Origin of the sequence: Bacillus sp. ISL-4 (genome assembly GCF_018613275.1) — a bacterium.
In the GTDB taxonomy this organism is placed as follows: Bacteria; Bacillota; Bacilli; order Bacillales; family DSM-1321; genus Peribacillus; species Peribacillus simplex_E.
In genome coordinates this window covers 68,404-90,002 of the sequence record NZ_JAGGQN010000035.1, presented here as the reverse complement: position 1 = coordinate 90,002, position 21,599 = coordinate 68,404, and the positions used below count along the sequence as shown (strand labels likewise).

20 protein-coding genes are annotated in these 21,599 nt (G+C 42.5%); 19 read left to right on the top strand and 1 reads right to left on the bottom strand.

The window, feature by feature from the left end; translation table 11 throughout:
* Position 1 precedes the first annotated feature (1 nt).
* The 8 genes from J7J00_RS20250 (at position 2) to J7J00_RS20215 (ending at position 10,344) form a co-directional block, all read left to right on the top strand.
* Positions 2-853 (top strand): 3-hydroxybutyryl-CoA dehydrogenase, encoded by an 852-nt coding sequence (locus tag J7J00_RS20250; protein WP_214794065.1) that lies wholly within the window; start codon positions 2-4, stop codon positions 851-853.
* A gap of 35 nt (positions 854-888) precedes the next feature.
* On the top strand, positions 889-2,025 hold the full coding sequence (locus J7J00_RS20245; protein ID WP_214794062.1) for an acyl-CoA dehydrogenase: 1,137 nt from the start codon (positions 889-891) through the stop codon (positions 2,023-2,025).
* A gap of 26 nt (positions 2,026-2,051) precedes the next feature.
* On the top strand, positions 2,052-3,191 hold the full coding sequence (locus J7J00_RS20240; protein ID WP_214794059.1) for an acyl-CoA dehydrogenase: 1,140 nt from the start codon (positions 2,052-2,054) through the stop codon (positions 3,189-3,191).
* Positions 3,192-3,302: 111 nt separating this feature from the next.
* Positions 3,303-3,935 carry a TetR/AcrR family transcriptional regulator gene (locus J7J00_RS20235; RefSeq protein ID WP_098370208.1) on the top strand — a complete coding sequence of 211 codons (633 nt, stop codon included), beginning with the start codon at positions 3,303-3,305 and terminating at the stop codon, positions 3,933-3,935.
* 30 nt (positions 3,936-3,965) lie between these two features.
* Positions 3,966-7,232: a fused isobutyryl-CoA mutase/GTPase IcmF gene (gene icmF, locus J7J00_RS20230; protein ID WP_214794056.1), complete on the top strand. Its 3,267-nt coding sequence runs from the start codon at positions 3,966-3,968 to the stop codon at positions 7,230-7,232.
* Between the two features lie 138 nt (positions 7,233-7,370).
* A complete protein-coding gene (locus J7J00_RS20225; protein ID WP_155726484.1) occupies positions 7,371-7,532 on the top strand; it encodes a hypothetical protein in 162 nt (53 codons plus the stop codon).
* A gap of 212 nt (positions 7,533-7,744) precedes the next feature.
* Positions 7,745-8,326, top strand: a complete 582-nt coding sequence (gene rpoE / locus J7J00_RS20220; protein WP_214794053.1) for a DNA-directed RNA polymerase subunit delta — start codon at positions 7,745-7,747, stop codon at positions 8,324-8,326.
* A gap of 410 nt (positions 8,327-8,736) precedes the next feature.
* Complete coding sequence (locus J7J00_RS20215) at positions 8,737-10,344, top strand: CTP synthase (RefSeq protein WP_076368370.1); 1,608 nt, start codon at positions 8,737-8,739, stop codon at positions 10,342-10,344.
* A 49-nt stretch (positions 10,345-10,393) separates the two neighbouring features.
* Here J7J00_RS20215 and J7J00_RS20210 read toward each other — a convergent pair whose 3' ends face one another.
* The gene (locus J7J00_RS20210) at positions 10,394-10,924 is read right to left on the bottom strand and encodes a DUF2529 domain-containing protein (RefSeq protein WP_214794050.1); all 531 of its coding nucleotides are present in this window, start codon (positions 10,922-10,924) and stop codon (positions 10,394-10,396) included.
* Between the two features lie 314 nt (positions 10,925-11,238).
* Between J7J00_RS20210 and J7J00_RS20205 the strand changes: the two genes are divergently transcribed.
* The 11 genes from J7J00_RS20205 (at position 11,239) to prmC (ending at position 21,549) form a co-directional block, all read left to right on the top strand.
* Complete coding sequence (locus J7J00_RS20205; RefSeq protein ID WP_034315860.1) at positions 11,239-11,610, top strand: response regulator; 372 nt, start codon at positions 11,239-11,241, stop codon at positions 11,608-11,610.
* 248 nt (positions 11,611-11,858) lie between these two features.
* The gene (locus J7J00_RS20200) at positions 11,859-12,716 is read left to right on the top strand and encodes a class II fructose-bisphosphate aldolase (RefSeq protein WP_098370203.1); all 858 of its coding nucleotides are present in this window, start codon (positions 11,859-11,861) and stop codon (positions 12,714-12,716) included.
* Positions 12,717-12,903: 187 nt separating this feature from the next.
* Positions 12,904-13,554 (top strand): fructose-6-phosphate aldolase, encoded by a 651-nt coding sequence (gene fsa, locus J7J00_RS20195; protein WP_098370202.1) that lies wholly within the window; start codon positions 12,904-12,906, stop codon positions 13,552-13,554.
* A gap of 207 nt (positions 13,555-13,761) precedes the next feature.
* A complete protein-coding gene (locus J7J00_RS20190) occupies positions 13,762-15,045 on the top strand; it encodes a UDP-N-acetylglucosamine 1-carboxyvinyltransferase (RefSeq protein WP_214794047.1) in 1,284 nt (427 codons plus the stop codon).
* A 99-nt stretch (positions 15,046-15,144) separates the two neighbouring features.
* Positions 15,145-16,107, top strand: a complete 963-nt coding sequence (gene glpX / locus J7J00_RS20185) for a class II fructose-bisphosphatase (protein ID WP_214794044.1) — start codon at positions 15,145-15,147, stop codon at positions 16,105-16,107.
* Between the two features lie 318 nt (positions 16,108-16,425).
* On the top strand, positions 16,426-17,715 hold the full coding sequence (rho, locus tag J7J00_RS20180; RefSeq protein WP_034315849.1) for a transcription termination factor Rho: 1,290 nt from the start codon (positions 16,426-16,428) through the stop codon (positions 17,713-17,715).
* 149 nt (positions 17,716-17,864) lie between these two features.
* Positions 17,865-18,065, top strand: a complete 201-nt coding sequence (rpmE, locus tag J7J00_RS20175) for a 50S ribosomal protein L31 (protein WP_034315847.1) — start codon at positions 17,865-17,867, stop codon at positions 18,063-18,065.
* 138 nt (positions 18,066-18,203) lie between these two features.
* The gene (locus J7J00_RS20170; protein ID WP_034315845.1) at positions 18,204-18,809 is read left to right on the top strand and encodes a thymidine kinase; all 606 of its coding nucleotides are present in this window, start codon (positions 18,204-18,206) and stop codon (positions 18,807-18,809) included.
* Between the two features lie 190 nt (positions 18,810-18,999).
* Positions 19,000-19,455 (top strand): hypothetical protein, encoded by a 456-nt coding sequence (locus tag J7J00_RS20165; RefSeq protein WP_214794041.1) that lies wholly within the window; start codon positions 19,000-19,002, stop codon positions 19,453-19,455.
* A 161-nt stretch (positions 19,456-19,616) separates the two neighbouring features.
* Positions 19,617-20,687, top strand: a complete 1,071-nt coding sequence (gene prfA, locus J7J00_RS20160) for a peptide chain release factor 1 (protein WP_214794038.1) — start codon at positions 19,617-19,619, stop codon at positions 20,685-20,687.
* Positions 20,680-21,549 (top strand): peptide chain release factor N(5)-glutamine methyltransferase, encoded by an 870-nt coding sequence (gene prmC, locus J7J00_RS20155; RefSeq protein ID WP_286201499.1) that lies wholly within the window; start codon positions 20,680-20,682, stop codon positions 21,547-21,549. The genes prfA and prmC overlap by 8 nt, the downstream gene beginning before the upstream one ends.
* Positions 21,550-21,599 lie beyond the last annotated feature (50 nt).

Below are 21,599 nucleotides of genomic sequence, written 5' to 3'. Positions count from 1 at the left end.
CATGGGCATTCAAAAAGTGATGGTCATTGGTGCGGGACAGATGGGATCTGGCATTGCCCAGGTCTGTGCAATGAGCGGTTATGAAGTTCTTTTACACGATTTAAAAGATGAATATGTAGAAAAGGGGTTAGGGACAATTACCAAGAACCTTTCCCGGCAGGTTGAAAAAGGGAAAATGGAATCCGGGGAGAAAGATGAAATCCTTTCCCGGTTGACTTCATCGACGGATTTGAAAAATGCGGCTGCGGTAGATTTAGTGATTGAAGCTGCGGTGGAAAACATGGAAATAAAAACAAGAATATTCGCCGAGTTGGATGAAATCACACCGCAGCACGTCATTCTTGCATCCAATACATCTTCGCTTCCGATTACCGAGATAGCCGCTGCCACGAAAAGGCCGGAAAAGGTAATTGGCATGCACTTTATGAACCCCGTTCCAGTCATGAAGCTGGTTGAAATCATTCGAGGCCTTGCTACATCGGATGAAGTTTATAAAGAAGTTGAAAAGATGGCTGAATCCTTGAACAAGGTACCGGTGGAAGTCAATGATTTTCCAGGTTTTGTAGCTAATCGGATTTTAATGCCTATGATCAATGAGGCCATCTATACACTATACGAGGGCGTCGCTACTAAAGAGGCGATCGACGACGTAATGAAACTGGGAATGAACCATCCGATGGGCCCGCTTACGCTAGCTGACTTCATTGGGCTAGACACATGCTTGTATATAATGGAGACCCTTCACCAAGGGCTGGGAGACGATAAATACCGACCGTGTCCGCTGTTAAGGAAATATGTAAAAGCTGGGTGGCTAGGCAAGAAATCAGGACGGGGCTTTTACGAATATAACTAATCATGGAAAGATGTGCAGCTATGGAGGGATGAAGGATGGATTTCAGGTTTACAGAAGAACAGGAAATGATGCGGAAAATGGTAAGCGCTTTTGCGGAGAATGAGATCACTCCTCATATCGGGGCAATGGAAACAGGCGTGTTTCCAAAAGAAATTCTGAAAAAAATGGGTGAGCTTGGTTTGATGGGAATTCCGATTTCAGAAGAATACGGTGGAGCGGGTATGGACTTCATGTCTTATATCATTGCCATCAATGAGATTTCCAAAGTAAGTCCCACTCTCGGTGTCATACTGTCCGTTCATACTTCTGTTGGAACAAATCCAATCGTTTATTTTGGAACGGAAGAGCAGAAGCGAAAGTATGTGCCTAAGTTAGCCGCTGGTAAATATTTAGGCGCCTTTTGCTTGACTGAGCAAAGCTCAGGTTCCGATGCTGCGAGTTTGAAATCGAAGGCAGTGGCAGTCAAGGAAGGCGGAGAATATCGAATAAATGGGTCCAAGGTTTTTATCACCAATGGCGGGGAAGCGGATGTGTTTATTGTTTTCGCTTCAACCGACCCTCAGAAGGGAAGCAAGGGAATCTCCGCTTTTATCGTAGAAAAAGGGACGCCAGGCTTAATCATCGGTAAAGATGAACGTAAAATGGGCCTTCATGGCTCAAGCACCGTGCAGGTAACGTTCGAGGATATGAAAGTCCCTACAGCCAATCTCCTTGGCAAAGAAGGTGAAGGCTTTAAGATCGCAATGGCCAACTTGGATGCTGGAAGGATCGGGATTGCTGCTCAAGCGCTGGGAATTGCTGAAGGTGCCATGGAACATGCTGTCCAATATGCAAAAGGCAGGGTGCAATTCGGCAAACCTATTGCGCAACAACAAGGAATTGGTTTCAAACTGGCCGAAATGGCAACGGGCATAGAAGCTTCAAGGCTACTGGTCTATCGGGCAGCATATTTACGCTCGCAGGGATTGAATTGCGGTAAAGAGGCGGCAATGGCTAAGCTATTCGCTTCGAGGACGGCTGTCGATGTGGCGATAGAAGCAGTCCAAGTGTTCGGAGGCTATGGATATACAACGGAATATCCGGTCGAACGCTATTTCAGGGATGCAAAGGTAACTGAAATTTATGAGGGTACGAGCGAAATACAGAGAATGGTCATCAGTAAGAATCTATAATTACGAGAAAATTGGAGGGCATATTCATGCAATTTAAACTAACGGAAGAACATGAAATGATCAGGAAAATGGTGCGCGACTTTGCCCAGAATGAAGTGGCTCCGACTGCTGCCGAGAGGGATGAAGAAGAACGATTTGACCGTGAGATCTTCGATAAAATGGCTAAGCTTGGATTGACTGGGATTCCGTGGCCTGAGGAATACGGCGGAATTGGCAGTGATTACTTAGCATATTGCATAGCGATTGAGGAACTTTCCCGCGTTTGCGCATCCACTGGGGTGACTTTATCAGCCCATACTTCGCTCGCAGGATGGCCAATATATAAATTTGGGTCTGAAGAACAAAAACAAAAATACCTTCGCCCGATGGCACAGGGTGAAAAAATCGGTGCATACGGACTGACTGAGCCTAGCTCAGGCTCCGACGCAGGCGGTATGAGAACGACTGCAAAGCTTGTAGGTGATGAATATATTATCAGCGGTTCAAAAATCTTCATTACGAACGGCGGGATTGCGGATACATATGTCGTCTTTGCATTGACGGATCCTGAATCGAAACAAAAAGGAACGAGTGCTTTTATCATTGAAAAGGACTTCCCGGGCTTCAGTGTTGGTAAAAAAGAGAAGAAGCTTGGAATCCGTTCATCACCGACAACGGAAATCATCTTTGATGAGTGTCGAGTGCCTAAAGAAAATCTCCTTGGAAAAGAAGGAGAAGGCTTTAAAATTGCGATGATGACACTTGATGGCGGCCGTAATGGAATTGCAGCCCAAGCCGTAGGCATAGCCCAAGGTGCATTGGATGCCGCGGTTGGTTATGCAAAAGAGCGCGTCCAATTCGGCAAGCCAATTTCTGCACAGCAAGGAATCGGTTTTAAATTGGCGGATATGGCAACGGGTGTTGAGGCTTCAAGGCTATTAACCTATCAGGCTGCGTGGTTGGAATCAGTGGGCCTTCCTTATGGAAAAGAGTCGGCGATGTCCAAACTTTTTGCTGGAGATACAGCAATGAAAGTGACGACGGAGGCCGTGCAGGTTTTCGGGGGTTATGGATATACAAAAGATTATCCAGTGGAGCGGTATATGCGCGATGCGAAAATAACCCAAATTTACGAAGGTACACAGGAAATTCAAAAGCTGGTCATCTCACGGATGGTTACTAAATAGGGTTGAAACTGAGGTTTTCCGATGAGGCACTGCCTTTACCGGAATTCCCTTTTCAATTTCTTCAGAATGTCTTTGATAATTGAATAATGGGCTTTCAAAAGGAGTTTGGAAATGGAAAAAAGAGAGGTTCTTGCATCTGTAAAGGATGAGCGGCTGGTTGAAAAAAGGCGTACACAAATGATTAAAGGAGCGGTTACCCTTTTTAAGGAAAAGGGATTTCACCGTACGACTACCAGGGAAATTGCCAAAGCTGCAGGCTTTAGTATTGGCACGTTATACGAGTATATCCGAACCAAGGAAGATATATTATATCTCGTTTGTGACTTTATCTATGATGAAGTCCAGGAAAAGCTTCAGAAAGAAATAGAACAGAGTGATGGGACACTTGAAAGTTTGAAGCTGACGATCGCCTATTTTTATAAAGTGATGGATGATATGCAGGACGAAGTGCTGGTCATGTATCAGGAAGTGAAGGCCCTGACGAAAGATGCTTTACCATATGTTCTGAACAAAGAAATTCGGATGGTTGGCATGTTCGAAAAAGTGATAACGAAATGTGTCGAGAATGGGGAGCTCTCGTTAACGGAAAAACAAATAAGCCTTGTTTCACATAACATTTTCGTTCAGGGACAGATGTGGAGTTTTAGAAGATGGGCTTTGCATAAACAGTATACGCTTCAAGAGTATGTTGAACTACAGACGCAATTATTGATTCAAAATGTATCGGGTTCCAAAAAGCACTGATATAAATAAGTTTCAATAAGGAGGAGCTATATGAGTACAGTTGAGGTGTATAAACCGAAGAACCATATTAGATTCGTCACAGCTTCGAGTTTATTTGATGGGCATGACGCATCCATCAATATAATGAGGAGAATCCTTCAGTCCAGCGGGGCAGAAGTTATTCACCTAGGTCATAATCGTTCGGTAGAAGAGATCGTGAATGCGGCCATCCAGGAAGATGTTCAAGGCATAGCCATGTCATCTTACCAAGGCGGACATGTGGAATATTTTAAATATATGTATGACCTGCTGAAGGAAAAGGGAGCCGAGCACATTCGGATTTTTGCCGGCGGAGGCGGGGTCATCATCCCAAGGGAAATTAAAGAACTGCATGATTATGGGATTGCCCGTATCTTTTCGCCTGATGAAGGGCGGGAATATGGGCTTCAAGGAATGATAAACGTATTGATGGAGGAGTGTGATTTCTCGACAGTCAAACCATCTTTACAAGAACGCTTTGATGAATTGATTGCCGGGGGAACAAATGCCATTGCCCAATTTATTACCTTTGCCGAAAATAGACTCGATGTTTCACAGGAATCAGCGGCAGCGGTGGAGAGTCTTTTTGAGCAGATCAAGACTTCCGAAAAGAAGGTTCCCGTTCTAGGAATTACAGGGACTGGCGGCGCTGGAAAAAGTTCATTGACTGATGAATTGATACGAAGGTTCATTAACGAAATTCCAGAAGAAAGAGTCGCCATCCTATCTGTAGACCCGACCAAACAGAAAACGGGCGGTGCCCTGCTTGGTGACAGGATCAGAATGAACTCGATCTTTTCAGAGCGTGTTTATATGCGGAGCCTAGCCACGCGCCATTCAAAAAGTGAGCTGTCTTTGGCGATAAAAGATGCCATTTCAGTCGTAAAGGCAGCTGGCTTCGATTTAATCATCGTTGAAACGAGCGGAATTGGTCAGGGAGATGCAGAAATTGCCGAAATATGCGATGTATCCATGTATGTAATGACGAGTGAATTCGGTGCACCTTCGCAACTTGAAAAAATTGATATGATTGATTATGCAGACTTGATAGTCATTAACAAATACGAGCGTAAAGGCTCCGAGGATGCAAAAAACCAAGTTCAAAAGCAATACCAAAGAAGCCGTACACTTTTTGATCAAGATCCATCAGAAATGCCAGTATACGGTACGATCGCTTCCCAATTCAATGACCCAGGCACCAATGCATTATTCGCTGCGCTGATTGAAAAGCTTAATGAAAAATCAGGGACGGTTTGGAGTACGGCCTTTTCGAAAGAAGCGGATGTTTACAAGCAAAATGTCATCATTCCTACTGACCGTCGGTATTATTTACGTGAAATCAGTGATACGGTCAGATCGTATCATAAGCGTACGGCTGAACAAGTACGCATTGCCCGGAGGCTTTTCCAGCTTGAAGGAGCAATCGATGCAATTAAGGAAAATGATAACAACGACGAGATGGTGGCTTCTTTAGAAAAACTGAAAAAGGATACCGCTTTGAATTTATCACCTGAATCTAAAAAAATCCTTTCTGGATGGATGGATTTAAAAGAAAAGTATGCAGGGGAGCAGTTTGTAACAAAAGTCAGGGATAAAGAAATCGTCACAAAGCTGAAAACCAAAAGTTTATCAGGTTTAATGATTCCGAGAGTATCACTGCCTAAATATGTGGATTATGGAGAGATCTTAGGATGGGTATTCCGTGAAAACGTTCCGGGCTTCTTTCCTTACACAGCGGGAGTCTTTCCATTCAAGCGTGAAGGGGAAGACCCGAAGCGGCAATTTGCCGGTGAAGGATCGCCCGACCGAACCAACAGGCGTTTTCATTATTTGTCAAAGGATGATAATGCTAAACGGCTTAGTACGGCTTTCGATTCTGTAACTTTATATGGCGAGGACCCTGATCACCGGCCTGATATCTATGGAAAGGTAGGGGAAAGCGGAGTCAGCATCTGTACGTTGGATGACATGAAAAAGCTGTATGCAGGCTTTGATCTTTGCCACCCCTCAACATCTGTTTCCATGACCATCAATGGACCGGCACCAATCATTTTGGCCATGTATATGAATACTGCAGTCGATCAGCAGATTCAACGGAAAGAAGAAGAGTTAGGCCGTCCCCTCACTGATGCCGAAGCTGAAGAAGTGCAGGCTTATACCCTTCAAACGGTACGCGGAACTGTTCAAGCGGATATTCTGAAAGAGGACCAAGGCCAGAATACATGCATCTTCTCTACGGAATTTGCTTTAAGGTTAATGGGGGACATTCAAGCATATTTCATCGATCGGAAAGTCAGGAACTACTACTCTGTATCCATTTCCGGCTATCACATTGCAGAAGCGGGTGCCAATCCCATTTCACAGCTGGCTTTTACATTAGCGAATGGCTTTACTTACATCGAATATTATTTAAGTCGCGGAATGAATATTGATGACTTTGCCCCGAATTTGTCGTTCTTCTTCTCAAATGGGCTCGACCCGGAATATACGGTTATCGGGAGGGTGGCAAGAAGGATTTGGGCGACTGTCATGCGGGATAAATATGGTGCGAATGACCGTAGCCAGAAGCTCAAATACCATGTACAGACTTCTGGGCGCTCCCTTCATGCGCAAGAAATTGATTTTAATGATATCAGAACGACGCTTCAGGCTTTAATGGCACTGCAGGACAACTGTAACTCCCTGCATACTAATGCGTACGATGAAGCCATCACGACACCTACTGAAGAATCCGTGCGCCGGGCAATGGCCATACAAATGATCATTACAAAGGAGCATGGTCTCTCAAAAAATGAAAACCCGATGCAAGGTGCCTTCATCGTAGAGGAATTGACGGATCTGGTTGAAGAGGCCGTACTGCAAGAATTCGATCGCATCAACGATCGAGGCGGTGTGCTGGGTGCAATGGAGACGCAGTATCAGCGCGGGAAAATCCAGGATGAATCGATGCATTACGAAATGAAAAAGCATACGGGAGAATTGCCGATCATTGGTGTCAATACGTATTTGAACCCAAACCCTCCTTCCGAAGAAGCAGTGAACAGCATGGAAATTGCCCGTGCAACGAAGGAAGAAAAGGAAGGGCAAATCATGAATCTCCGGTCATTCCAGGAAAGAAATAAGGAGCTCACGGAAGAGGCGCTAACTAAACTGAAATTGGCAGCCATGAATGGGGAAAATATCTTTGCCGAACTCATGAACTGTGTGAGAGTGGCCAGTCTGGGGCAGATAACGAGGGCGCTATATGATGTAGGAGGTCAATATCGAAGGAATATGTAAACCAAGAAGGGGGCTCCGAACGTTTAGGGGCCTCTTTTTTTAATAATTCCCCTCTTTTTTAACAAAATGAAGATTTTACCTTATAATTATTTGGAAAAGGGGCAAAAATGAAGAATCAGCCCTATTGGAGTTGAGAAAATGAACCTGAAAATGATTGGATTAATCATAGGTTACATTCTTGCCATCATTTTTTTATTTGAGCTGTATGAGCATCAATTGGGTGCCATTTCTTTTTTTATCCTGACGGTTGTCTTTTTTACGGCAGCATATCGTCAGAAATCCAAAAAGAAAAAGGAATGATATTTACCTTTTGGTTTCCTGTGAATGATAGACAATAAGGTAAATGTGTGAAAGTATCATATAGAACTAGCATAAACCCATTTAGATTGTTTATAATGGAGTATATGTCTAGCAGGAATTGTCGTTATTTTATCGAACTACTGTTTTAGATTATTTTTTTATGTGAAAAAACACGGAATTCAGTGTTTGAATAGAGAAGGGAAGTGCGGAATTTGAGTTTAAAACAATACTCAAAAGAGCAATTGTTGGAAATGTCCTTAATTGAGATGGCATATGATTTGTTAGTGGAAAGAAATGAACCGATTCCATTTAAAGAATTAATAAGTGAATTAGCTTCGCTGCACCATTTATCTAAAGCGGAAGTGGAAAAGAAAATTGCACAATTCTATACGGATTTAAATGTGGATGGCCGCTTCACTTCACTTGGAGACAACCGCTGGGGATTGAAAACATGGTACCCAGTTGACCAAATCGAAGAAGAAGTCGTACATGTTGTAAAACCTAAAAAGAAAAAGAAAGCCAAAAAGGCAGCTGTCGTTATCGACGATTTCGATGAACTTGAAGACGAAGACCTTGACTTTGAAGAAGATGTCGATGATCTGGACGAGGATGAAGATGACGACGATGATGATATTCTAGGTACTCCAGTCATCGACGAAGTGCTTTTGGATGATGACGTGGATGATGACGACGATCTGGAAGAAGAAATAATCGAAGATGATGCATTTGTCCTTGAAGATGATGAGGACGAAGATGAAGACGAAGATGACTTGAATGAAGAGGATAAGAAATAAATAATCGCCCTTGACTTTTTGAGGCGAAATTTGTAGAATCATTTTTGGGCTCCTTAAAAAAGGACACAATGATTAAATTATATCGCTCCCTTACTTTTATTGTAAGCGGAGCGTTTTTGTTTTTAATGATGGAATGAATAAATGACATCATTTTTTTATTTTTAAAAATGATTTCTCGTAGAATTGTAAAAACTATAGAGAACATATTTATGTTTACGTCATTTAAGGAAATTTACTCTTGTTCATGTATCCTGCATGACTCTCACTAAAGACCTTTAAGTGATTAATGGTTTGTACTGGTTTACGGTTTTTGCTTTTAACCGCTCATGTGGCGGAAGATTCGATTCAGGTTCCGATTTAATGATGTGAAGAACAGAATTGGAAGAAAACATTCTATAGGAGGATATAAGATGACAAAATATATTTTTGTGACAGGTGGAGTAGTTTCTTCCTTGGGAAAAGGGATAACGGCAGCTTCTTTAGGTAGATTATTAAAAAATAGGGGATTGAATGTTACGATCCAGAAGTTTGACCCTTATATCAACTTGGATCCTGGTACGATGAGTCCATATCAACATGGTGAAGTGTTTGTAACGGATGATGGTGCTGAAACGGATTTGGATTTAGGGCACTATGAGCGTTTCATTGATATCAACCTTGGTAAACACAGCAATGTGACTACAGGCAGAATTTATTCAACCGTCCTGAGAAAAGAACGCCGTGGCGATTATCTAGGTGGAACGGTTCAAGTCATCCCCCATATCACGAATGAAATTAAAGAACGCGTTTTCCGTTCAGGTAATGAAACGAATGCCGATATAGTCATCACTGAAATTGGCGGTACTGTAGGGGATATCGAGTCTCTTCCATTCCTTGAAGCGATTCGCCAAATCAAGAGTGATATCGGTATCAATAATGTTATGTATATCCATTGTACACTGGTTCCTTACATCAAAGCTGCTGGTGAAATGAAAACAAAACCGACACAGCATAGTGTAAAAGAATTACGCAGTCTTGGCATTCAGCCAAATATCATCGTTGCACGTACAGAAAGCCCGATTTCACAAGATATGAAGGATAAAATCGCTTTATTCTGCGATATCGATAAAAATTCTGTTATCGAATGTCTTGATGCGGATACACTTTACTCCATCCCTCTTGCGCTTCAAGCACAAAATATGGACCAAATCGTTTGTGATCACTTGCAATTGGACTGTGGCGAAGCGGATATGGAAGATTGGAAGGAACTAGTCAAAAAGGTTACTTCTTTATCGAAGAAAACGAAAATCGCCTTAGTCGGAAAATATGTTGAATTGCAAGATGCTTATCTTTCTGTAGTGGAAGCACTTAAGCATGCTGGTTACGCATTTGATGCAGATGTTGAAATCGACTGGGTGAATTCCGAGGACGTAACTAAAGAAAATGTTGCTGAACTTCTTCAAGATGCAGATGGAATCCTTGTCCCTGGCGGATTTGGAGATCGTGGAATTGAAGGGAAAATTGCAGCGACCGAATTTGCCCGCACGACAAAAAAACCATTCTTCGGAATTTGCTTAGGCATGCAGTTGGCGTCCATTGAGTATGCACGCAACGTCCTAGGATTGCCAGAAGCACATTCCGCAGAAATTAAGGAAGATACTCCAGATCCAATCATCGATCTTCTTCCTGAGCAGAAGGACGTAGAAGATTTGGGCGGAACACTGCGTCTTGGTCTGTATCCATGTAAGCTTATCGAAGGTACTAAAGCATACGAAGCGTATAATGACGAGGTTGTTTATGAACGTCACCGTCACCGTTATGAATTCAATAACCACTATCGTCAAGCTATGGAAGAGGCAGGATTCGTGTTCTCCGGTACAAGTCCAGATGGTCGTCTAGTTGAAATCGTTGAACTAAAAGATCATCCTTGGTTTGTGGCTTCTCAATTCCATCCGGAATTCACGTCGCGTCCTAACCGTCCGCAGCCGCTATTCCGTGACTTTGTCGGTATGTCATTAAAGTACGGCAAAAATCTTTAATAAAAAAAACAGCCCATGTGGCTGTTTTTTTTTGTTTAATATGAAGATATCATTCTTCATCTTCATATTCTTTTATGATTTCTTCAAGAGTGAATTTAATCCCATAATAAGCGAAAAGAGCGGCAATGAGGGTAGGGTACCCATATCGATTTCCAGTTTCATCGGGAATCAATCCCCGTTGGATACGTAAATCAATATGAACGTCAGCCAACTCCAAAAGAGAATCCTCTTCTGAAGGGACGGATGTAGAAACTGCAACAAATGGTATATATTTTTCCTTGAGTTGTTTTGCCAGCATCAATGCCTCTGAATCGTCCGAATGGCGGCTGAATATAAGAAATCGATCTTCCCTGGAAAAAGTTTCTCCTGATTCATATCTTTTTGCCTTAGGAAAGGGCTCCGCCCCATTCAAAGCCTCGGCAGTGACGCCCTGCATTTCACCAAAACCGTGAATGAACACAGAACCGTCCCCAACTGCAGCCTGAGCGAGCAAGCGTCCGGCATCCTCCATTTCAAAGGCCTCATTTTCAATCATTTTTTTAAATAAACCACTTATCTGTGTCGAGAAAATTTTTAACATGATCAGGGACTCCTTTAAAAAATAATATACTTATTATAAAGGACTTTCCTTTGCATTGACAGGTTTCAGGGCTTTTGATCCAAAGGGCTGAATTTACTAAATCGGTCGAAAAAACAAAAAAATTAAAATTCCTTTTAGCCATATAGCAGGAATTTTGTTACAATTATCGAATATGAACATAGAAATCATGAAGGAATAAATGCGTTGGACCTCAAGTGATTTAACGCAATCTATGTAACTACCCTTTTTCGGGTAATATGGCCGAATAGGCTAATATATTTTATTGATGAATCGGGAAGCGGAGAGGTGATAAAATGCCAGGGAAAATATTGATTGTTGATGATCAATTCGGGATTCGTATTTTATTGAACGAGGTTTTACATAAAGAAGGGTATGAAACATTTCAAGCGGCTAATGGCATTCAAGCCTTGGAAGTGCTAAATAATCATTCACCTGATCTTGTATTGCTGGATATGAAGATTCCTGGAATGGATGGCATTGAGATCTTGAAAAGGATGAAAGTCGTCGATCCGGACATCCGGGTCATAATCATGACGGCATATGGTGAACTTGATATGATTCAGGAAGCAAAGGATTTAGGGGCAATGACACACTTTGCAAAGCCGTTTGATATTGATGATATTAGAAAGGCCGTTCGAGAATACTTACCGATTCAATCGAGTTAACGGTCTTGAAAATTTAATATTATTGACGGGGAAATTGCCGCGGCTATCTTTTTTTAGATGGGCCGTGTTTTTTTGGAATAAAATTTGAGGCATGGAATAGTGCTAATTGTTGCTGTTTTTTTGATGTATTGATATGCTAAAAGAGGAGAGATATTCTGATTTATAAGCGTATGCTACTTTGGTTTTAGGGAATATCTAGAAAGAATTAACTTTAAAAATCATAACATCCACTAGTAGGAGGAAATCAAATGCCTTTAGTTTCTATGAAAGATATGCTGAATAAAGCCCTTGATGAAAAATATGCAGTAGGTCAATTCAATATCAATAACCTTGAATGGACTCAAGCCATTTTAGCTGCTGCAGAACAAGAAAAATCTCCAGTCATCCTTGGTGTTTCCGAAGGTGCTGCCCGTCATATGGGTGGTTTTAAAACGACTGTCATGATGGTTCAAGGATTGTTGGAAGACATGAAAATCACTGTTCCTGTGGCGATTCACCTTGACCATGGTTCAAGTTTTGATAAATGTAAGGAAGCTATCGAAGCCGGATTCACTTCAGTAATGATCGATGCTTCACATCATCCGATCGAAGAAAATATCGAAACAACCAAGAAGGTTGTCGAATTCGCTCACGCACGGAATGTTTCGGTTGAAGCGGAAGTGGGCACGGTTGGCGGACAAGAAGATGATGTAATCGCTGATGGAGTCGTATATGCAGACCCTCAAGAATGTGAACAGTTAGTTAAAGAAACGAATGTCGACTGTTTTGCTCCAGCTTTGGGATCCGTTCACGGACCATACAAAGGTGAACCTAACTTAGGCTATAAAGAAATGGAAGAAGTACGTGATTTAACGAACAAACCTCTTGTTCTTCATGGCGGTACAGGCATACCTACGAAAGATATCCAAAAAGCGATTTCACTTGGAACATCAAAGATCAATGTGAATACGGAAAATCAAATTGTGTTCACAAAAGCGGTTCGTGAAATTTTGAATAACGATTCTGAAGTGTACGATCCACGTAAATACATGGTACCTGGCCGTGAAGCGATTAAAGAAACTGTCATCGGCAAAATACGTGAATTCGGTTCAAACGGCAAAGCATAATTTAGAATCGTAACATAAGGGTTCCATCCCTTTAAATGTAAGATGATAAAGGCAATATTCCCATTGGGGGGGCTCCCCCCTAATGGTTTCTTTTAAATGCAGGGCTGAATCCGGGCTCCATTTTTAGAACAATTAGAATTCAGGGCATATAGGAAGTAAAAAATCGATTACATACGGAGGATATTTTATGAAATTCTTTATAGATACAGCAAACATGGAAGAAATCAAACAAGCGCACGAACTTGGCGTTTTAGCAGGTGTCACGACTAACCCATCCCTTGTTGCAAGAGAAAAGGGCGTTTCTTTCCATGACCGGCTAAAAGAAATCACAAGCCTTGTTAAGGAATCCGTTTCTGCTGAAGTCATTGCGCTTGATTTTGAAGGAATGATGGCTGAAGCCAAGGAACTCGTTGCCATTGCACCTAATATCACGATTAAAGTGCCAATGACCCCAGACGGCTTGAAGGCTGTTTCAGCACTTACAAAACAAGGTGTCAAAACTAATGTCACGCTTATTTTCAGTGCCAACCAAGCTTTATTGGCAGCTAGGGCAGGAGCAACTTATGTATCGCCATTTTTAGGACGCTTGGACGACATCGGACAAAATGGTTTGGATTTAATTTCGGATATTGCTGACATATTTGCGATCCATGATATCAACGCTGAGATCATTGCAGCTTCCATCCGCCATCCGATGCATATTACAGAAGCGGCTCTTAAAGGGGCACATATTGCAACGATCCCTTATAAAGTTTTATTGCAATTATTCCACCACCCATTAACGGATAAAGGGATTGAAGCTTTCTTGAATGATTGGAATTCACGCACTGAAGCATAATGCCTTGCCGCTAAGTCGCTATAGATTGCACTCTTTTAATAAAATTAACATAAATTAGAAATTTTTATCTTTTTTTACATGAATTTTCTACTTTTGTGTAAACTAAAGAACTAGATAGTAAATGTTGTCGGATTATGCAATTTCCCTGTGGTAAAATATTACTTTTGAAAGTAGCTTCTAAGTGCTTAGCGTGGAAGGGAGTTTATTATGGAAAAACTTAAAATTGCCGGTGGCTATCCTTTAAAGGGAAGCATTCGTGTCAGCGGAGCAAAAAATAGTGCGGTTGCCCTTATTCCGGCAACAATTTTAGCGGACTCTCCCGTAACGATTGAAGGCCTGCCTGATATCTCGGATGTACAGATGCTGAAAGCGTTAATGGAGGAAATTGGCGGTGAGGTATCCTTTGATGAAGGAGAAATGACAGTCAACCCAAGTAGGATGATTTCAATGCCTCTTCCCAATGGAAGGGTCAAGAAGTTACGTGCCTCTTATTATTTGATGGGGGCAATGCTTGGTAAATTCAAAAAGGCAGTGATCGGCTTGCCTGGAGGCTGCCATTTAGGACCCCGTCCGATAGATCAGCATATTAAGGGGTTCGAAGCACTAGGCGCTCAAGTGACGAATGAACAAGGAGCCATTTACCTTAGGGCGGACGAGCTCCGGGGAGCTCGCATATATTTGGATGTCGTTAGTGTAGGGGCAACGATCAACATCATGCTTGCCGCCGTTTTGGCCAAAGGCCGCACTGTGATTGAAAATGCTGCGAAAGAACCGGAAATCATTGATGTTGCCACACTGTTGACCAATATGGGAGCGAAAATAAAGGGTGCAGGAACGGATATCATTCGTATTGATGGTGTGGAAAGTTTGCATGGGTGCAAGCATACGATCATACCGGATCGGATTGAAGCCGGTACTTTCATGATTTTAGCCGCTGCTGTTGGTGAAGGGATTCTTATCGATAATGTCATTCCCCAGCATTTGGAGTCATTGACTGCTAAATTAAGGGAAATGGGGATTAATATTGAAGCGGGTGATGACCAGATATTTGTCTCACCAGGAGAGAAATATAAACCCGTTGATATCAAGACATTGGTTTACCCTGGATTCCCAACAGATCTTCAGCAACCTTTCACTTCCCTTTTAACAAAAGCAAGCGGTTCTAGCATGGTGACCGATACGATATACGGGGCACGATTTAAGCATATTGATGAACTGCGACGCATGAATGCGAAGATCAAAGTCGAGGGCAGAGCAGGCATCGTCGATGGTCCTGTCCAACTTCATGGGGCAAAAGTGAAGGCAAGCGATTTACGTGCCGGAGCAGCTCTTGTAATTGCCGGTTTAATGGCTGAAGGGATTACGGAAGTGACCGGGCTTGAACATATAGATCGCGGATATAGCCATCTTGTTGAAAAACTTTCGGGTTTGGGAGCGACGATTTGGCGTGAAGAACTGACGCAAGAAGAAGTGGAGCAGCTTAAAAGCTGATCCCTTTTCTTGTTACCTCATTGTGTTACTATATATGATATAATGTGTTATACTAATATATAAATAAATCATGCTAGTGTACATGAGGGGGAACCGGAAATGGAAAGAAGTTTATCGATGGAGCTTGTCCGCGTAACAGAGGCGGCAGCACTGAATTCAGCTCGTTGGATGGGAAGAGGAAAGAAAGACGAAGCAGATGATGCAGCAACAACTGCAATGCGGGATGTTTTCAATACTATTCCCATGCAAGGAACGGTTGTAATCGGTGAAGGGGAAATGGATGAAGCGCCAATGCTTTATATTGGCGAAAAACTTGGTACTGGTCTTGGGCCGCTAGTGGATGTTGCTGTTGATCCTTTGGAAGGAACGAACATCGTTGCATCTGGCGGCTGGAATGCATTGGCTGTACTGGCGATAGCCGATAAGGGGAACTTGCTGCATGCCCCGGATATGTATATGGATAAAATAGCTGTCGGACCCGAGGCTGTTGGTCAGATTGATATCAATGCTTCCGTATTGGACAACCTGAAAGCGGTAGCCAAGGCAAAGAATAAAGATATCCAAGACGTGGTTGCAACAGTATTGAACCGTGATCGTCATTCGAAGATCATTCATGAACTTCGTGAGGCGGGGGCACGTATCAAGTTGATCAACGATGGAGATGTAGCGGGAGCCATAAATACGGCCTTCGATCTTACCGGTGTTGATATCTTATTCGGATCTGGCGGAGCTCCAGAGGGAGTTATTGCAGCCGTTGCCTTGAAATGCCTTGGAGGGGAAATTCAGGGTAAGCTCGTTCCTCAAAGTGATGAAGAAGTGGAACGCTGTGGAAAAATGGGCCTTGATTTAGGAAAAGTCCTCAGAATGGAAGACCTTGTTCGCGGAGATGACGCAATTTTTGCTGCAACAGGTGTGACTGATGGAGAACTTTTACGCGGTGTACAATTTAAAGGGCATTACGGTGAAACACAATCCGTGGTCATGCGTGCTAAATCTGGTACCGTTCGATTCATTGATGGGCGTCACAGTCTTAAGATTAAACCGAATGGTTTGATTGACTGATAGCGTTTTTTAGAAAAATCACTTTTAAAAAGCGAGCGGTTTCATCGCTCGCTTTCTCTTTAAAAAAATTTAAGTTGAATAATTAAAATAAAAAAAGTAAAATAAAGCTTGGTCTACTATTAATAATTTAAAATCTGCCCTTTCACTCCAAACTTCAAGAAGCCTTCAAATAATTTTCTTCTTTACATGTAAAAATGTATCATCCTTTCTAAGAAAACTCTGGTCGGGTACATGGATTGCGGTTTTTCTTCCATCTAACAAACCATTTCTTTTTCAGTATGGGTGAAAACGTTTAATTAATAAAAGTGTGGTGTCATAATGAATTTAACTATTTCTAATTTAGAAAACATGAAACTAAAGGATCTATATGAGCACGCGCGTGAATATAAAGTTTCCTATTACAGCAAACTTTCAAAAAAGGAACTTATTTTCGCTATCCTGAAAGCACAAGCTGAGCAGGATGGTCTCCTATTCATGGAGGGCGTTTTAGAGATCATACCTTCAGAGGGCTTCGGTTTCCTGCGTCCAATTAATTATTCTCCAAGCTCGGAGGATATTTATATTTCTGCTTCACAGATCCGCAGATTCGATTTGCGAAATGGAGATAAAGTGTCCGGTAAGGTAAGGCCTCCAAAAGAAAACGAGCGCTATTATGGATTGCTGCATGTCGAAGCAGTCAATGGCGATAATCCGGAATCAGCTAAAGAGCGTGTCCACTTTCCAGGTTTAACACCACTGTATCCAAACAGGCAAATTAAACTGGAAACGACACCGAAGAACTTATCGACCAGGATTATGGATGTCCTGGCACCGGTCGGTTTTGGGCAGCGTGGTCTGATTGTCGCACCGCCAAAAGCCGGTAAAACGATGCTCATCAAGGAAATTGCCAATGCGATAACCACAAACCATCCCGAATCGGAATTGATTGTGCTGTTGATCGATGAACGCCCGGAAGAAGTGACAGACATTGAACGTTCCGTCGCAGGTGACGTGGTAAGTTCAACTTTCGATGAAGTGCCGGAAAACCATATCAAGGTAGCTGAGCTGGTGTTAGAACGAGCCATGCGCCTAGTGGAGCATAAACGGGATGTCATCATTTTAATGGACAGCATCACTCGACTTGCCCGTGCTTACAACCTTGTCATTCCGCCGAGCGGGCGTACACTATCAGGGGGTATTGACCCTGCTGCATTCCACCGTCCAAAACGCTTTTTCGGTGCGGCGAGGAATATCGAGGAAGGCGGCAGCCTGACGATCCTTGCTACAGCATTGGTAGATACGGGTTCAAGAATGGACGATGTCATTTATGAAGAATTTAAAGGTACGGGCAATATGGAGCTGCATTTAGATCGTGCCCTTGCCGAAAGACGCATCTTCCCGGCAATCGATATTCGTCGCTCAGGAACTCGTAAAGAAGAATTGTTAATTCCGAAAGATCGCCTGGATAAACTATGGGCCATTAGGAAAACAATGTCAGATTCACCCGATTTCTCGGAGAAATTCCTTCGCCGTCTAAAACAGACAAAAGGTAATGAAGAATTTTTCAGTAAGCTGGATGAAGAGATGTCAGAAATGAAAAAGGGGCCAGCGAGCGTAAAACGTTCTTAAACCCTGTAAGAAACAAACAGTTGCACAACTAGTCTTAAGTTGTTATAATGAGTTCATGTGTTTTTACAATAAATGTGAGGGTGCTTTTCCCTCAACTTGAAGTATATAACTCTGTTTCGAATGATTCAGGGCATAAGGAGCTGAAAAGAATGAAAACTGGAATTCATCCAAATTATAAGCTTTCAAAAGTAATTTGCTCTTGCGGAAACACTTTTGAAACTGGTTCAGTTAAAGAAGAGATCAAAGTTGAGACTTGTTCAGAGTGCCACCCATTCTATACTGGTCGTCAAAAATTCGCTGAAGCTGGCGGACGTGTTGATCGTTTCAACAAAAAATACGGTATTAAATAAGCCGGACTTTTTAAAAAACAGGCAAGTATTTTTCTTGCCTGTTTTTTCTTTTTCATAAACAAGTAAGAATTTATATAAAGCCGGGTCGACTTCAATTATGGCCAAGGGATCGACAGGTGGAAGGGAGTAGCTGTTTCCATGTATGTAATGAAACAAACAGGCTGGATCGAGCTTATTTGCGGAAGCATGTTTTCAGGTAAATCTGAGGAATTGATTAAACGAGTCAGCCGTGCTCAATTTGCTAAAGAGCAAATAGCTGTATTTAAACCAGCTATTGATAATCGCTATGCGGAAGAGGCTGTCGTATCACATAATGGCTCTTCTGTGATGGCAAAACCGATTGCCCATTCAACGGATATTTTTAAGTATTTGGACAAGCCCCTGGATATCATTGCAATAGATGAAGTGCAATTTTTTGATCATGAAATTATCGGGGTTGCCCAGCATCTTGCGGACAGCGGTTATCGAGTGATCATGGCTGGACTCGATCAAGATTTCAGAGGTGAACCATTCGGTCCTATGCCTGTTCTATTGTCGCTTGCAGAATCGGTGACTAAGCTGCAGGCTGTGTGTGAAGTGTGCGGATCACCTGCGAGCAGGACACAGCGATTGATAGATGGGGAGCCGGCCTCCTATGATGAGCCAATCATCCTTGTGGGTGCATCGGAATCATACGAGCCCCGCTGCCGCCATCATCACGAAGTTCCGGGTAAGCAGGCTGTTGGGATCAAAGAACATATTTGAATGATGGTGCCCTATGATCGTAGGGTGCTTTTTTTTATGGAAACGGTAAGGAATAATTATAAGTGGTAGAAAAAACTGCTGAGGTTCATGACCAATACATGGAAGGGAAATAGAAGATAAATATTGCCCCATTTTGGGCAGGCTAACGGGGAAATGTTCTTCTTACCCAGTCAAAATGGAGGGAAAAAATATGAAATTGAAATTGCTTATTATGACGGCCTTTCTGCTTGCTGTACTAACGGCATGCGGCCAAAATGACAATGCAATAAATAATGATTCGGAATATGGGGATCAATCCCGTGATGGCAAGGATCTTGTTGGCAAGGGTTTAAATCAAGTATCCAATAAAGATTGGGACAATGAAACGGAACGGCCATCGGATCAGCTCCTCAACACACCGCATCATACGTCCAATAATTCTCCATCCATGGGGCAGCAAATTGATGAAATCCGCGGAGTCATTGATTCTGAAACTAATTATGAGGCGGGCTCCGTTTGGTTTAATGGGAATACCATACATGTTACGGTCCATGATAAAGGCCAAATCAAGACGGAAAAAAAGAGAAAAGAGGAAATGCAGCGAATACAAGGCATGATAAACAGGGTTGTGCCTCAATATAATTTAGATGTCAAATTAAAGAAATAACGACATTTTTGAATCCTCTTTGACGTTGATTATTCACCTATACTATAATTAACCTAGAAGTGAACTGAGCTGGGGCACTGAGCTACTTATTTATAGTTAGAAAAGATGGATTACTTCCAAATCGTTTCAGATGATTTTGGAAAATTTATGAGGTGAATAATTTGTTTGATCGTTTACAAGCAGTAGAAGATAGATATGAAAGATTGAATGAACTATTAAGTGACCCGGAGATCATTAATGACTCTAAGAAGCTAAGGGAATATTCTAAGGAGCAATCCAGTATTCAAGAGACCGCATCGGCTTATAAGGAATATAAAGCGGTTCGTGAGCAACTCCAGGAAGCGAAGGCGATGCTGGAGGAGAAACTTGATGCGGATATGCGTGAAATGGTAAAAGAAGAGATCAATGAACTTGATGAGACCATAAAAGGCCTTGAGGATAAACTGAAAATATTGCTTATTCCGAAGGACCCTAACGATGATAAAAACGTGATCATGGAGATCCGCGGAGCGGCAGGCGGAGATGAGGCGGCCTTATTTGCGGGTAGTCTATACAGAATGTATAGCCGTTTTGCCGAGGTGCAGGGTTGGCGGACTGAAGTCATTGAAGCAAGTCCTACTGGGCTTGGCGGCTACAAGGAAATCATATTCATGATTAATGGCAATGGTGCTTATTCAAAATTGAAGTTCGAAAATGGAGCGCATCGCGTTCAGCGGGTACCTGAAACTGAATCAGGCGGACGGATTCATACATCTACAGCCACGGTTGCGGTTTTACCTGAAGCTGAGGAAGTGGAAGTTGAAATCCATGATAAGGATGTTCGTGTCGATACCTTTGCATCAAGCGGTCCTGGAGGGCAAAGTGTCAATACGACAATGTCGGCGGTGCGCTTGACTCATATTCCGACTAATACGGTTGTATCCTGTCAAGATGAAAAATCACAAATCAAGAACAAAGAAAAAGCAATGAAGGTTTTGCGTGCCAGGGTGTACGATAAAATCCATCGCGAAGTACAGGCGGAATATGATCAAAATAGGAAGCTTGCCGTTGGAACGGGCGATAGATCCGAAAGGATTCGCACTTATAACTTCCCGCAAAACCGCGTTACCGACCACCGTATTGGTTTAACGATTCAAAAACTGGATCAAATCATGGAAGGTAAACTGGATGAAGTCGTTGATGCATTAATCATGGAAGACCAATCTTCAAGGCTGGAAAATGCAGATGAGTAATTCTGCCGTGAAAGTGTTTGAAGCCCTTAAATGGGCTTCTTCTTTTTTAAAGGAAAATGATCGTGATGCCAATGCTGGGGAAATCCTGTTACAGCACTTTTTAAAACAAACTCGCTCCCAAATGCTGGCCAACCTTCATGATGAGCTTAGTGAAGCGGATTTTAGGCAATTTAAGGCCGCTATTGAGCTGCATGCTGAGGGAACGCCCATCCAATATATAATCGGCAGTGAAGAATTTTATGGACGGACCTTCTTTGTGAATGAAGAAGTGCTCATACCGAGACCTGAAACAGAAGAATTGATTTATTATGCTTTACGTAAAATCCCGGCCATTTTTATGGAGGGACAGAAGCTTCGTTTAGCTGATATTGGGACCGGCAGCGGCGCAATCGCCATAACGATGAAACTTGAAAAATCAAACATGTTGGTGACGGCAACGGACATAGCGGAACCATCGCTTGAGGTGGCGCGGCAAAATGCCGAATCACTTGGTGCCGAAGTGGAGTTCATGCAAGGTGATTTGCTTTTGCCTTTCATAAACATAAACCAGAAGGTGGACATCCTTTTATCGAATCCGCCATATATACCAGATGATGATCATGAATCCATGTCAGTAGTCGTGACAGGTCATGAACCGCATCGTGCATTATTTGCCGGTATCGATGGGCTGGATTTTTACCGCCGCTTTATGGATCAGTTACCCCTGATCATGAAGGTGCCTGGGCTGATCGGTTTTGAAGTGGGCACTGGGCAGGGTGAGGCGGTTGCGGATTTATTGAAGCGAACCTTTCCTGCCGCAGAAGTATCCATTGTAAATGATATTAATGAGAAAGATCGAATGGTCTTCGCTGTATTAAATTGATCCGTCTCTCCTTTTGAGACGGATTTTTTTATGAAAACCACCCTCATTAT